This window comes from Siccirubricoccus soli (assembly GCF_024178315.1).
Lineage (GTDB): Bacteria > Pseudomonadota > Alphaproteobacteria > Acetobacterales > Acetobacteraceae > Siccirubricoccus > Siccirubricoccus soli.
In genome coordinates this window covers 1-12,502 of sequence record NZ_JAMZIK010000048.1, presented here as the reverse complement: position 1 = coordinate 12,502, position 12,502 = coordinate 1, and the positions used below count along the sequence as shown (strand labels likewise).

Below are 12,502 nucleotides of genomic sequence, written 5' to 3'. Positions count from 1 at the left end.
CGGCTCCCGCCCCGGTGACGTCACCCCGGTCGAACGCGGGCTCTGCCCTTGTCATTGCCTCTCCCGAACAGGCCGTGGAGCTTGCCCTCGCGCGGGCGCCCATCCTGCGCAGCGCCGAGGCGGGCCGCCGGGCGGCGCAGGGTGATCGCGTCACCGCCGGGCTGCGCCCGAACCCGGAGTTCGCCTTCGACGCCGAGAACATCGGCGGCAGCGGATCCTACGGGGGCATCCGTTCCCTCGAGACGACCTACAGCCTGTCGCAGCGCATCGAGACCGGCGGCAAGCGGCAGGCCCGCATCGCGGCCGCGAGCCGCGCCGTGGCGCTGACCGGGCTCGATGTCGAGGCGGTCCGCCTCGACCTGGTGCGCGAGGTGGTCCGGGCCCTGGCGGAGGCGGTGGCGACCGGGCGGGCGGTGGAGATCGCCCGCGAGCGGGTGCGGCTGGCCGACGAGGTGCTGCGCGCCACCCGCGCCCGGGTCGAGGCCGGGCGCGAGGCCTTCCCGCAGCAGCGCCGCGCCGAGGTGGCGCGCGAGACCGCCGCGGTCTTTGCCGAGCGCGCCCAGCGGGAAGCGGCGGTGGCGCTGCGGGCCCTCTCGGTGCTGCTGGCCACCCCCGGGGTGGAGGTCATGCCCACCCGGGCAGCCTGGTTTGACGACCTCGGCCCGCGCCCCGACCCCGCCCGGGCGGCGGCCCTGCCGCCAGGGCAGCTCGACCGCTCCCGGCTGGACGCGCTAATCGACCAGCGCCGCGCCGAGCTAGACCTGCAACGACGCAACGCCATCCCGGACGTCGCGGTCGGTGCCGGGGTCCGGCGGTTCCGCGAGGCGGGCGGCGACACCGCCTTCGTGCTCGGCCTCAGCGTGCCACTGCCGATCTTCGACCGGAACCAGGGCAACATCTTGCGGGCCGGAGCCGAGCTCAGCCGGGCCGAGGCCGAGGCGGAGCGCGGGCGGCTCTACCTGAATGCCGCCCTGGCCGACGCCGAGCGGCGCCTGGACCAGGCCTGGCGCGCCGCGGACTCGCTCCGTCGCGTCGTCCTGCCCGCAGCCGGGGAGGCCGCCGCCGCGGCGCGGGAGGGCTACGCCGCGGGCAGGTTCTCGCTGCTCGAGGTGCTCGATGCCCAGCGCACGCTGTCCGACACCCGCGAGCAGATCAACGCCGCCCTGCTCGAGGTGCAACAAGTGCGCGCCGACATCGCCCGGCTGCGTGGCCGCGCCGCCACCCCCGTCCCGACCGTCACCCCCTTGGGGAGGCAGTGACCATGAAATCCGTTCTCGCCTTCCTTGCGGGTGGCGTGGTCGCCCTCGGCGTCACGGTGGTGGCGCCCGGCCTGCCCGCCACGCTGCGGTCCAGTCTCGGCCTCGCGCCGCCGGTCCAGGTCGTCACTCCGGCCGGGGCGGCGGACCCCGCGGGCGGCAAGGGCCGTGGCGGTGGCCACGCCCATGGAGCGGGCGGTGACCATGGCGAGGAGGCCCCCGAGGGCACCGTCCGCATGACGGAGGAGCAGGTCGCCGCCGCCCGGATCGAGGTGGCGGAGGCGGGGCCCGGCACCGTGGCGCGTCGCATCTCCCTGCCCGGGACCGTGGCCGCGAACGCCGACCGGCTGGCCCATGTCCCGGCCCGGGTGGCGGGCATCGTCACGGCCCTGAACAGGCGCCTCGGCGACACCGTCGCGGCCGGTGAGGTGCTGGCGGTGGTCGAGAGCGCGGAGATCGCCACCGCGAAGGGCGAGTACCTCGCCGCGCTGCGCACCACCGAACTCGCCCGCGTCACCTTCGAGCGCGAGCAGCGGCTGTGGCAGCGCAAGGTCTCCGCCGAGCAGGACTTCCTGAAGGCGCGGACCGACTGGCAGGAGGCGCAGATCCGCCTCGACCTCACCCGTCAGAAGCTGGCCGCCATCGGCCTGAGCCAGGCGGAGATCGAGGCGTTGCCGCGCCAGCCCATCGAGGCGCTGCGCCGCCAGGAGGTGCGGGCGCCGATCGCCGGGCGGATCACCGCCCGCCCCAAGATGCTCGGCGAGGCGGTGTCGGCCGAGGCGGAGCTCTACACCCTGGCCGACCTGTCCACCGTCTGGGTGGAGATGGCCGTGCCCACCGCCGACCTGGCCTTCGTGAAGGAGGGCATGGCGGTGCGGATCCGCGATGAGGGCGAGGTGCGCGGGGCGGGCCGCATCGTCTTCCTCGCCCCGGTGCTCGACCCGGAGACGCGCTCGGCCCGCGCCGTGGTCGAGGCGCCGAACCCGGAGGGCGCCCTGCGGCCGGGCGGCTTCGTCACGGCGGAGGTCGCCACCGAGGAGCAGCGCGCCGACGTGCTCGTGCCCCGCGCGGCAGTCCAGGAGATCGGCGGCGAAAGCGTGGTCTTCGTGCGCACGCCGGAGGGCTTCGAGAAGCGCGAGGTGGTGCTCGGCCGCGGCGACCGGGAGGCAGTCGAGGTGGTCTTCGGCCTCGAACCGGGCGAGCGCTACGCCGCCGCCAACACCTTCGTCCTCAAGGCCGAGCTCGGGAAATCCGAAGCCGAGCACTCGCACTAGGGCCGCCGGACCATGATCGCACGCATCCTCGACTTCTCGGTCCGCCAGCGCTGGCTGGTGGTGCTGCTGGTCGCCGTCGCCGCCGGGTTCGGCCTGCGCTCCCTGGAGTCCCTGCCCATCGACGCGGTGCCCGACATCACCAACAACCAGGTGCAGATCAACACCCTGGCGCCCGCGCTCTCGCCCTATGAGGTCGAGAAGCAGGTCACCTTCCCGGTCGAGACGGCGCTGGCCGGGATCCGCGGCCTGCAATCCACCCGCTCGCTGTCGCGCAACGGCTTCAGCCAGGTCGTCGCCATCTTCCGCGACGACGTCGACATCTACTACGCCCGCCAGCAGGTGCTGGAGCGCCTGACCGAAGCCCGCGAGCTGTTGCCCGAGGGGGCTGAGCCGCGCATGGGGCCGATCTCGACCGGCCTCGGCGAGGTCTACATGTGGACCGTCGACTGGGCGCCGCGCCGCGAGGGCGACACGGTCCGTGATGGCCGTCCGGGGTGGCAGGCCGACGGGAGCTATCTCACCCCAGAGGGCCAGCGTCTCACGACGGATCTGGAGCGGACGGCCTACCTCCGGACCCTCCAGGACTGGGTCATCCGGCCGCAGCTTCGCACCGTGCCGGGCGTCGCGGGCGTGGACGCCATCGGCGGCTATGTGAAGCAGTACCACGTCCAGCCCGACCCGGCGCGGCTGATCGGCCTCGGCCTGTCCTTCGCCGACGTGGCGGAGGCGCTCGAGCGCAACAACGCCAGTCGCGGCGCGGGCTACCTTGAGCGTGGCGGCGAGGGCTACGTGGTCCGCTCCGGCGGGCGGCTGGAGACCCTGGACGACATTCGCAACGTCGTGGTGACGACCCGCGAGGGCGTCCCGGTGCGGGTGCGCGACATCGCCCAGGTCGAGGTCGGCAAAGAACTGCGCACCGGCAGCGCCAGCGCCGACGGGGCGGAAGCGGTGGTCGGCACCGCGCTGATGCTGATCGGCGAGAACAGCCGCACGGTCGCCGCGGCGGTGGACGCCAAGGTCCGCGAGATCGCCCGCTCCTTGCCGCCCGGCATCCAGCTCCGCACCGTGCTGAACCGGACCGAGCTGGTGGACGCGACGATCCACACGGTCGCCAAGAACCTCGCCGAGGGCGCCCTGCTGGTCGTCGTGGTGCTGTTCCTGCTGCTCGGCAACCTGCGCGCCGCGGTGGTCACCGCGCTGGTCATCCCGGTCACCATGCTGCTGACCGCGACCGGGATGCTGGAGGGTGGCATCAGCGCCAACCTGATGAGCCTCGGCGCGCTCGACTTCGGCCTCATCGTGGACGGCGCGGTGATCATTGCCGAGAACAGCCTGCGCCACCTGGCGGAGCGGCAGCACGCGCTCGGGCGGACGCTGAACCTGCGCGAGCGGCTGGAGACGGTGGCCGCCTCGGCCCGTGAGATGATCCGGCCCTCGGTGTTCGGGCAGGCGATCATCATCTTGGTCTACGTGCCGCTGCTCACCTTCCAGGGCGTCGAGGGCAAGATGTTCGCGCCCATGGCGCTGACGGTCATCATCGCCCTGGCGGTGGCCTTCGTCCTCTCGCTGACCTTCGTGCCCGCGATGGTGGCGCTGGTCGTGACCGGCAAGGTCCAGGAGAAGGACAACTGGCTCGTCCGCGTCCTCAAGCGCGTCTATGCCCCGGCGCTGGCCGTGGCCCTGCGGCGGCCGGTGCCGGTCATCGGCGCCGCCGCCCTGCTTTTCCTTGGATCGCTTGTCCTTAGTGCGCGACTCGGCTCGGAGTTCATCCCGCAGCTCGACGAGGGCAACATCGCCATGCACGCCATCCGCATCCCCTCGACCTCCCTGACGCAGTCGCAGGCGATGCAGCTCCAGGTCGAGGCGACGGTCTCGCGCTTCCCCGAAGTCGCAGTGGTCTTCTCCAAGACCGGCACCGCCGAGGTCGCCGCCGACCCGATGCCGGTGAACGTCTCCGACGCCTTCATCATCCTGAAGCCGCGTGAGCAGTGGCCCGACCCGGCGCTGCCCAAGGAGGAGTTGGTTCGGCGTATCCAGCAGGCCGTGGAGCGCCTGCCAGGCAACAACTACGAGTTCACCCAGCCCATCCAGATGCGCTTCAACGAGCTTCTGGCGGGCACCCGCGGCGACCTCGCAGTGAAGGTCTTCGGTGAGGAGTTCGAGCCCATGCTCGCGGCCGCCAACCAGGTCGCGGGCATCCTGCGCAGCGTCGCGGGCGCCGCGGACGTCAGGGTGGAGCAGGCGACCGGGCTGCCCTTCCTCGAGATCACCGTGGACAAGGGGGAGATCGCCCGGCGTGGGCTCAGCCTGAGCGCGGTGCAGGAGGTGATTGGCACCGCCATCGGCGGGCGCGAGGCCGGTTGGGTCTTCGAGGGCGACCGCCGCTTCGCCATCGTCGTCCGGGTGCCGGAGGAGGTGCGCGCCGACTTTGACGCGCTGCGCAACCTGCCCGTGGCCCTGCCCGGGGAGAGACGCGCGGGTGGTGCCGCCACCGTGCCGCTCCGCAGCCTCGCCTCTTTCCGCCTGACCGAGGGACCGAACCAGGTCAGTCGGGAGAACGGCAGGCGCCGCGTCGTGGTCACCGCCAACGTCCGGGGCCGCGACATCGCCTCGGTGGTCGCGGAGGCGCAGGCGCGGGTGGAGGCCGAGGTGCGCCTGCCGACTGGCTACTTCATCACCTGGGGCGGGCAGTTCGAGAACCTCGAGGCGGCGCGCCAGCGGCTGATGGTGGTCGTGCCCGCGGTGTTCTTCCTGATCTTCCTGCTGCTCTACACCGCCCTCGGCTCGCCGCGCGATGCCCTGCTGGTGTTCAGCGCCGTGCCCCTGGCGCTGACCGGCGGCATCGCCACGCTCTGGCTCCGGGACATGCCGCTCTCGGTCTCGGCGGCGGTCGGCTTCATCGCCCTCTCGGGTGTCGCGGTGCTGAACGGCCTCGTCATGCTGAACCACATCAAGCAGCTGCGTGGCGAGGGCCTGGGCCGGGACGAGGCCATCCGGCAGGGCGCGATGGACCGGCTGCGGCCGGTCGCCATGACCGCCCTCGTCGCCTCGCTCGGCTTCGTGCCGATGGCGATCGCCACCGGGGCGGGCGCCGAGGTGCAGAAGCCGATCGCCACCGTGGTCATCGGCGGCCTGATCACCGCGACCCTACTGACCCTGATGGTGCTGCCCGCGCTGTATTCGAGGTTCGGCAGCGCCGACGCGGCGCCGCCCGAGGATGCGGGGCTGCGGCCCGTGCCGGAACCCGAGGTCGCCCTGCGGGTGAGCCGCCGGACCCCGGCCAAGTAGGAGGGAAGGCATGATGTGGAGCGCCTCTCCCGTTCCCCAATCCTGCGTGCCGGACCGAGAGCGGCCGCCCACCGGGCGGGGGAGGCCAGTGAGTTGGCGATGCCTCCTGTGCGCGATGGCGATGGTGGTTGCCGACCGCGCGCTGGCGCAGGAGGGATGGCTGTGCGTGGCCGAGCAGGCGGCCGGGATGCGCTACGACCGCACGGCCCAGGAATGGGTTGCCACCCCATTCAGGGCGACTGGCAAGCACTACGTCGTGCGGCGGGCCGATGACGACGACGTCGCCCTGTGGCGCGAGCTGCTGCAGCACCCTGCCGTCGAATTCCTCTGGGTCGTGGGCGAGGAGGGCAAGCGGGCGAGGTATCCCTGTGAGCGCGACTTCCGGCACGGCTTGCTCAGATGCCGGATCTTCGGCTCGATCGACTTCACCATCAACCGCGACACATTGCGCTACCAGTCCTACTACGAAGGCGGCTGGCTGTCGGGCCGCACGGGCGACGAGCCCGACACGGACTCGCCGTCCATCACCATCGGGCGGTGCTCGCCCCTGTGAGTCGCGGGCATCGGCTTGCCGGTTCCGATCGCCACCGTGGTCATCGGAGAGCCGCGCGGCCGGTGCCGCCGGTTCCCGTCAAGCAAAGGCAAGCACCGTGAGGCGTGGGCGAGGTCCAGCAGGCCAGGAGCCGCGCCGGGATGCACTGCCCGGGGCGCCGGGTGGACCTGGTGGCGGGCGGCCGCGAGGGCATCAGGATCGACCGCTGCCCGGAGTGCCGCGGCGTCTGGCTCGGTTGCTGCGAGTTCGACAAGCTCATCGACCACGGCGCGGCGTGCGACGCGCCTTCCCCGTCCGCGTTGCCTGCCCCCGGCCAGCCAGCCGGTGGCTGGACCCAGCCGTCCCCGCCGCCGCTGCCCCGCGGGCACCGCGAGGGGGGCCTCGGCCATCAGCTGCAATCCTGGCTGCGGAACCTGTTCGAGTGAGGTGGGTAGCGTGTTGAACGAAGATGATCCGCCGCCGGTCCTGTCGGGCGAGGGGCGGCACGTCCTGGTTGTCGAGGACGATGGCGAACTGCGGCCATTGCTGCTTGCCTTGCTGCGCCGGAGCGGGTTCCGCGCGAGCGGCGCACGCAACGGTGTCGAGATGCGCGAAGTGCTGGCCGGGGCCGCCAGGGTGGACCTCGTGCTGCTCGACGTCATGCTTCCCGGCCGCTCCGGCTTCGAGCTGTGCCGCGACATCCGCGCCCAGGGCGACCTGCCGGTCATCCTGCTGACGGCACTCGGCGAGGCGTCCGACCGCGTCGTTGGCCTGGAGCTTGGGGCCGACGACTACATGGTCAAGCCGCCCGACCCGCGCGAGCTGGTGGCGCGCATCCGCGCCGTGCTGCGCCGCCGGGATGGCGGCGGGGCGGTGGGCACGGGCGGCGCCCGGGACCGCGCCGTGTTCGGCGGCTGGACGCTCGACACGCGGCGGCGCGAGCTCACGGCCCCCGGCGGCGGGCGCGTCGAGCTGACCAGCGGCGAGTACGACCTGCTGCTCGCCTTCGTGGAGCGGCCGCAGCGGGTCCTCTCGCGCGACCAGCTGCTCGACCTCGCCCGCGGCCGCGCCTTCGGCGGCCTGGGGCGCTCGGTGGACGCCCAGGTCAGCCGCCTGCGCGGCAAGCTTGGCGGCCGCCACGACGAAGCCGTCGGGGTGATCAAGACCCTGCGCGGCGCCGGGTACATGCTCGCCTGCGACGTGGAGTGGTCGTGACCGTCGGGCCGAGCCGCTGGCTGCCCGACACCCTCGCGGCGCGCATCCTCGCCCCCGGTGCCGCCGCGCTGGTCCTCCTCCTGGTGGCGAGCCTCGTCGTGCACGCCGCGCTGCTGCGTCGGGCCGCCGAGCACGGCGCGGCCGAGGTCGCGGCGCACCGGATCGCCGGGGCGGTGGAGGCGATCGCAGGCGCCGCGCCGTCCGACCGCCCGTCCCTCGCGCGTGCCCTGTCCGGTCCCGACGTCGAGGTGGCGTGGGGCGACAGTCCGGAACTGCCGCGGGAGCGGGCCAGGGCGGCGCCGGACCTCGCCCATGTCGGGCGCCTGGCCGAGGTGGCGCGCGAGCTCCGCGCCGCCCCGGGCGTCCCGGACGCCGCCCACGGTGCGATGCGGGAGGCGATCGTCAGCGTTCGGCTCGCCGACGGCAGCTGGGTGAACGCCCGGGTGCTGGCCGTGTCGCTGATCGCGGCCGACGACGTCGCCTTCCGGGTCGCCGTCGGCGCGATCGCCTTCGCGCTGCTGCTCTGCATCGCCTTCGCCTCGCGCGTGGCCGCGGCACCGCTGTCCCGGCTCGCGCGGGCGGTGCGCGGCCTGCCGCCCGACAGCGACGCGCCGCTGCCGCCGGTCGGCGGCCCGCGAGAGGTGCGCGAGGTCGCGGAGGCGCTCGACGGGGCCATGCGGCGGGTGCGCGACCTGCTGCGCCAGCGCTCACTGGCGCTCGGAGCGCTCTCGCACGATCTGATGTCGCCGCTTGCCCGGCTGAAGCTGCGTGCCGACGAGCTGCCGGACGCGGCGCTGCGCCGAAGGCTGCTGCGCGACCTCGCGGAGATGGAAGGGATGGTGGGCGACGTGCTCGCCTACCTGCGCGGCGGCGATGGCGGTGGGGAGCCGGTGGTCCCAGTCTCGGTTGCGGCGCTGGTGCAGGTGGTGGTGGACGAGTTCGCCGAGTCCGGCGCGGCGGTCGAGGAGCGCAGGCTGGACGACGGCATGGCCCCGGCACGGCCGGTGGCGCTGAAGCGGGCGGTCCGCAACCTGATCGAGAACGCGGTGAAACACGGGAGCGATCCCTGGGTCGAGGTGCTGGCGACCGGGACGGACGTGGAGATCCGGGTCGGCGACCGGGGGCCCGGCCTGCCGCCCGGGGATCTCGCCCGCGCCTTCGAGCCCTTCTTCCGCGGGGACCGGGCCCGCGCGGCGGGGGGCGGCAGCGGCCTGGGCCTGTCCACCGCGCGCGCCATCGCCGAGGCGCATGGCGGGACGCTCGACCTCGCCTGCGTGCCGGGGCAGGGGACCGTGGCGGCGTTGCGGCTGCCGCGCGTCACTCCGGGCAACGGCAGGCCTGGCTGACGCCGCGACGGCACCGTCAACTTGTTGGCCCTGAGACAACCGCGGTGGCAGACAGAGGCCAGTGATTCCTTATGGTTCAAGCCGCGACAGCACCACCGCTGATGTCGGCCCACACCTCGAACGCACGGGCCGTCGCTGCTCGATACTCGCTGGCGGAGACGTGGTCGCGGCGGTGATGGAAGAGGTTGCTGATCTGGGCGTGGACGGAGAGGAAGCGCTGCGCCTACTTGGCGGCTGGCGAGCTCATTACGGCTGCCTTCCTGGCCGAGGCCAGCCCGCCAAGTCCCCGCCAAGTTGGCGGTGCCCGGGTGACGGCTGCAGCAACAAAAAGATGCCGAATGGTCACCAAGCCGCACGATAAGGCCGCCATACCCTCCGTGCTGCGAGCAACGCAGTCCGAGTGGCGCAACGACCGCAGCCGCACCATGCGCTGCGGCATCAGGGAGGTTTGGATGATCCGCGCGATGACTTTCGCCGCCGTCATGCTGGCGAGCGGGGTGGCGAGCGCACAGGCGCCGGTTTGGCGCTTCAGCTGTCCGGAGCCGGGAACTGCCGTGGAGCGCTCGACCGGTGACACCATCACCTTCCGTGGCGCTGACGCGAACGATCCGCTTGTCTGTCTGGTCGGCGGCGGCCAGCGGCTGGTGCTCGGCATCTGGGCGCCCAGCGAACGGCAGTACGTGAACGGCCGGGCGCACCTCACTTCGCTCCTCTCTGGTCCAGTCGGCGGCGAGCGACGGTTCGACTACTTCAGCGTGGGCCGCGACAGTAACAGCACCCACGTCTTTGAGACGTGGCGCCTTGCCAGCTTCGAACCGATCCGTGTGCCCGCCGGAACCTTCAACGCGGTGAAGCTTGAGCGCCGCTTCGACATCGCCGGGTCGACTTACACCTACCTGCAGACGGTGTGGCTCGACCGCGCGACCAACGCGCCGGTGAAGGTCTCGGTCGACCATCTGAACGCGGTGATGGCGCCGACCCTGATCAACTGGTCCGCCACGGAGCTGCGGCAGCCCTCCCCGCGTCCTCCCGGAAGCTGAGCCGCCGCCTCCGGCCATCCGTCGGTGGGGACCGCTGGGTGACCCGGCGGCCCTGCAGGCTGGCCGACGCCCGCGACATCCGGCTTCCCACCTGCAAACCGGGCGTCGCGGCGCGCGACGGCTCGCAACGAAGTATCTTGGGCGCCGCCTTCCTTAGGCGCGAATCCTTGGCGACCTGGGGCGCCGCCCAGCCCGCGCGCCGCTCGGACCGTCGAACTCGCCTCAGGAAAGCGGTAGCGGCGGTGCTCCGCCCGACCGGCGAGTGCGTGCGTGTTGCGCAGGCTCGTCCCGGCCCAGAGCACCCCCACCCCTTCGCCCGAGGCTTCGAGGACGCGACCTTGGCCCCTCGGCCGGTGTCGCACGCCCATCGCAGTGGCGAAGCGGCCGTCGCACTGGGGACAGGCGTCCCGCAACAAAACGATGCGCCGCCGCACGCTGCCTGTGACATTCCCGGCCGAAATCAACGTCCGTCGCGGCTGCCACCTTCCGGGCAGCCAGTGTAGGAGAGAGCGCACATGGTTCTTCGCAATGCCCTGGTGGCCGTCGCTGCCCTGGCGGGAGCGGCCATCCTGGCCCCCCGGGCGACCGCGGACGACGTGGTCGAGCGAGGCCCGGTGCTTGCCCAGGCCGCCGGACAGCGCGGCCAGGGTCCGCACTTCGACCCGACGCACGGCGATGGCCCGCAGCCGCACAACCCGAACGCCGCCCGGACCCAGGCAGGCGGTGCCCCGGCGCACTTCGACCCGCCGCGCGGCGACGGCCCTCAGCCGCACCGTCCGGGCGCGGTGTCCGGCCAAGTGGGTGACAGTGCGCCCGCGCATTTCGATCCCCCCAGCGGCGACGGTCTGCAACCTCACGCCCGTGGTCGCGGCGCCCCCCCGCCCGGCCACTGATATGGAAGCCGGGATCGCGGACCACCGGCCGGGCCTCCCAAGGGCTGCCCGGCCGCAAGGAAACCGACGTGCCCGCCCGCCCGGGGCGCGCCCCGGCACGTGGACCATCCTCGAGGATCACGCGCTCAGGGGGCGTGATGACAACCGTCGTTGCCACGGCTGCCATAATGGCGGTCGTGGAGCGACGGCCTTTCGTGGTGACGGGGCGGTGCCGCACCGTGGTGGTGCTGCCCGCCCGGGCACTGCGGAGCAACCGGGTGCGGCGCCAGGCCATGGGCCGAATAGGCGGGTGCCAGCCCGTGGTGGGACGGCTGGACGCAGGCCGGGACCCCGGCCAGCAGACCCAGCGCGATGGCGACGGCGACCCAGCGCATGACGCCTTTCTCCCATCCTGGCACACTCCATATGGGTCGGAGGATATGGGCCGGAGGTGTGTGGGTGCGTGGCGGCAATGGGAGAGCGGGCCTGGGCGGCGCTGTCCGGGCGGCTCGCCGGGCCGAGTGGCTCCGCCGGGGCGGAAGACCGTCGGCCCGGGTGGAAGGCGCCATGCTTCGCGGACACGCCTTCACCAAGGGCTTCGGGATCCTGCTTTGCGCTTGCTGCGCGCTGGCGGGGTGCGCCGCCGGAGAGCGGCCGCAAGCGCCTTGGGACAGCGCCGCCTGCTACTGCGGTGCCACGCCCCACGGTGTGCGCTATTGCCGCTACCGGACACCCTGGACCTGCACCTTTGTCCGGCCCCATCAAGGATTGTAGGTCCGAGGGGCCTCGTTCCGCTGAGCGGCCGCTCGACCCGCCGAAGCAAGCGCCGGAGTTTCGGGTCGGCGCGTCGGCGGAGTGGCGGGCGCGGCGGGCCCCATGCTCAGAACGCCGTCCGGAGCCGGACCGCGAAGAGGTGCACGGGCCCTCGGTCGGCGTTGTAGCCGGGATTCACCGCCAGCTGGTAGTCGAGTCCGAGGTTGATGCCGGGTGCGATCCGGGCGTCGTAGTACACCTCGGTCACCCACTCGGGCGCGTAGTTCAGTCGCCCGTCGCCGACGATGAAGCCGATGCCGCCCGATCCCAGGTATCGCTGCTGCCCGCGCGAGATCCAGCCGACGTTGGCAGCGAGCCCCGCGGTGTCTGCCGGTCGCCCCCAGCGCAGCCCGCGCAGCGCGAGGCCCGCCGAGACGGCGCGATCCATCTGCGTGAACTCGAAGGGCTGGACGCGCCCGTCGTTCCAGGACAGCCGGGCGAAGGCGCCGAGGCCGTCGGCGAGCTCCTGCTCGAGGTTCAGGGCCGCCATGTGCTTCAGGCGATAGCCCCCCGGGTTCTGCTCGAAGGTGTCGAAGCCGTTGGCGAAGATTTCGCCCCAGGTGGACTGGCGGGCACGCGAGGCGCCGTACAGGACGCGCAGCGCGCCCGGTCGGCCGCCGAGCTGGAAGAAGCGGTCCGCCTGGCCGATGACCTGCCAGGCCCGGGTCACCGCGGGGTCCATGAACAGGCCGTTCGCCCGCCGCGACACCTGAAAGGCTCCAGCCCGCAGACCCCAGGTGCCGTTCTCCCACTCGAGGGCCACGCCGTTGGTCCAGCCGCGCGCGTCGGCGGCGAAGTCGAAGGCACCGGCGGCGACGAGAGCCCAGTTGAGGAATTGGGTGCGCGCGTCGTGGGAGTAGCGGTTC

At 72.9% G+C, this 12,502-nt stretch carries 10 protein-coding genes; 9 read left to right on the top strand and 1 reads right to left on the bottom strand.

Annotated features, from left to right (window positions below):
* Positions 1 to 74: 74 nt before the first annotated feature.
* The 9 genes from NJ376_RS08070 (at position 75) to NJ376_RS08030 (ending at position 10,844) form a co-directional block, all read left to right on the top strand.
* Positions 75 to 1,259 carry a TolC family protein gene (locus NJ376_RS08070; RefSeq protein WP_252952729.1) on the top strand — a complete coding sequence of 395 codons (1,185 nt, stop codon included), beginning with the start codon at positions 75 to 77 and terminating at the stop codon, positions 1,257 to 1,259.
* 2 nt (positions 1,260 to 1,261) lie between these two features.
* The gene (locus NJ376_RS08065; RefSeq protein WP_252952728.1) at positions 1,262 to 2,530 is read left to right on the top strand and encodes an efflux RND transporter periplasmic adaptor subunit; all 1,269 of its coding nucleotides are present in this window, start codon (positions 1,262 to 1,264) and stop codon (positions 2,528 to 2,530) included.
* A gap of 12 nt (positions 2,531 to 2,542) precedes the next feature.
* Positions 2,543 to 5,818, top strand: coding sequence for an efflux RND transporter permease subunit (locus NJ376_RS08060; protein ID WP_252952727.1), 3,276 nt, complete (start codon positions 2,543 to 2,545; stop codon positions 5,816 to 5,818).
* Positions 5,819 to 5,933: 115 nt separating this feature from the next.
* Positions 5,934 to 6,371, top strand: coding sequence for a hypothetical protein (locus NJ376_RS08055; RefSeq protein ID WP_252952726.1), 438 nt, complete (start codon positions 5,934 to 5,936; stop codon positions 6,369 to 6,371).
* A 140-nt stretch (positions 6,372 to 6,511) separates the two neighbouring features.
* The gene (locus NJ376_RS08050) at positions 6,512 to 6,796 is read left to right on the top strand and encodes a TFIIB-type zinc ribbon-containing protein (protein WP_252952725.1); all 285 of its coding nucleotides are present in this window, start codon (positions 6,512 to 6,514) and stop codon (positions 6,794 to 6,796) included.
* Positions 6,797 to 6,806: 10 nt separating this feature from the next.
* Complete coding sequence (locus NJ376_RS08045; RefSeq protein WP_370288085.1) at positions 6,807 to 7,565, top strand: response regulator transcription factor; 759 nt, start codon at positions 6,807 to 6,809, stop codon at positions 7,563 to 7,565.
* Positions 7,562 to 8,911 carry a sensor histidine kinase gene (locus NJ376_RS08040; protein ID WP_252952723.1) on the top strand — a complete coding sequence of 450 codons (1,350 nt, stop codon included), beginning with the start codon at positions 7,562 to 7,564 and terminating at the stop codon, positions 8,909 to 8,911. Before NJ376_RS08045 ends, NJ376_RS08040 begins: the two co-directional genes overlap by 4 nt.
* Before the next feature lie 452 nt (positions 8,912 to 9,363).
* Positions 9,364 to 9,951 carry a hypothetical protein gene (locus NJ376_RS08035; protein ID WP_252952722.1) on the top strand — a complete coding sequence of 196 codons (588 nt, stop codon included), beginning with the start codon at positions 9,364 to 9,366 and terminating at the stop codon, positions 9,949 to 9,951.
* A gap of 515 nt (positions 9,952 to 10,466) precedes the next feature.
* Positions 10,467 to 10,844, top strand: a complete 378-nt coding sequence (locus NJ376_RS08030; protein ID WP_252952721.1) for a hypothetical protein — start codon at positions 10,467 to 10,469, stop codon at positions 10,842 to 10,844.
* 859 nt (positions 10,845 to 11,703) lie between these two features.
* On the opposite strand, the gene NJ376_RS08025 is transcribed toward NJ376_RS08030, so the two are convergent.
* On the bottom strand, positions 11,704 to 12,502 hold a 799-nt coding region (locus NJ376_RS08025), incomplete at its 5' end, for a carbohydrate porin (protein WP_252952720.1).

Bases quoted from the DNA above. Each gene is read 5' to 3' on its own strand.
- NJ376_RS08065 (WP_252952728.1), top strand. From the start codon at position 1,262: ATGAAATCCGTTCTCGCCTTCCTTGCGGGTGGCGTGGTCGCCCTCGGC.
- NJ376_RS08060 (WP_252952727.1), top strand. From the start codon at position 2,543: ATGATCGCACGCATCCTCGACTTCTCGGTCCGCCAGCGCTGGCTGGTG.
- NJ376_RS08055 (WP_252952726.1), top strand. From the start codon at position 5,934: ATGGCGATGGTGGTTGCCGACCGCGCGCTGGCGCAGGAGGGATGGCTG.
- NJ376_RS08050 (WP_252952725.1), top strand. From the start codon at position 6,512: ATGCACTGCCCGGGGCGCCGGGTGGACCTGGTGGCGGGCGGCCGCGAG.
- NJ376_RS08035 (WP_252952722.1), top strand. From the start codon at position 9,364: ATGATCCGCGCGATGACTTTCGCCGCCGTCATGCTGGCGAGCGGGGTG.
- NJ376_RS08030 (WP_252952721.1), top strand. From the start codon at position 10,467: ATGGTTCTTCGCAATGCCCTGGTGGCCGTCGCTGCCCTGGCGGGAGCG.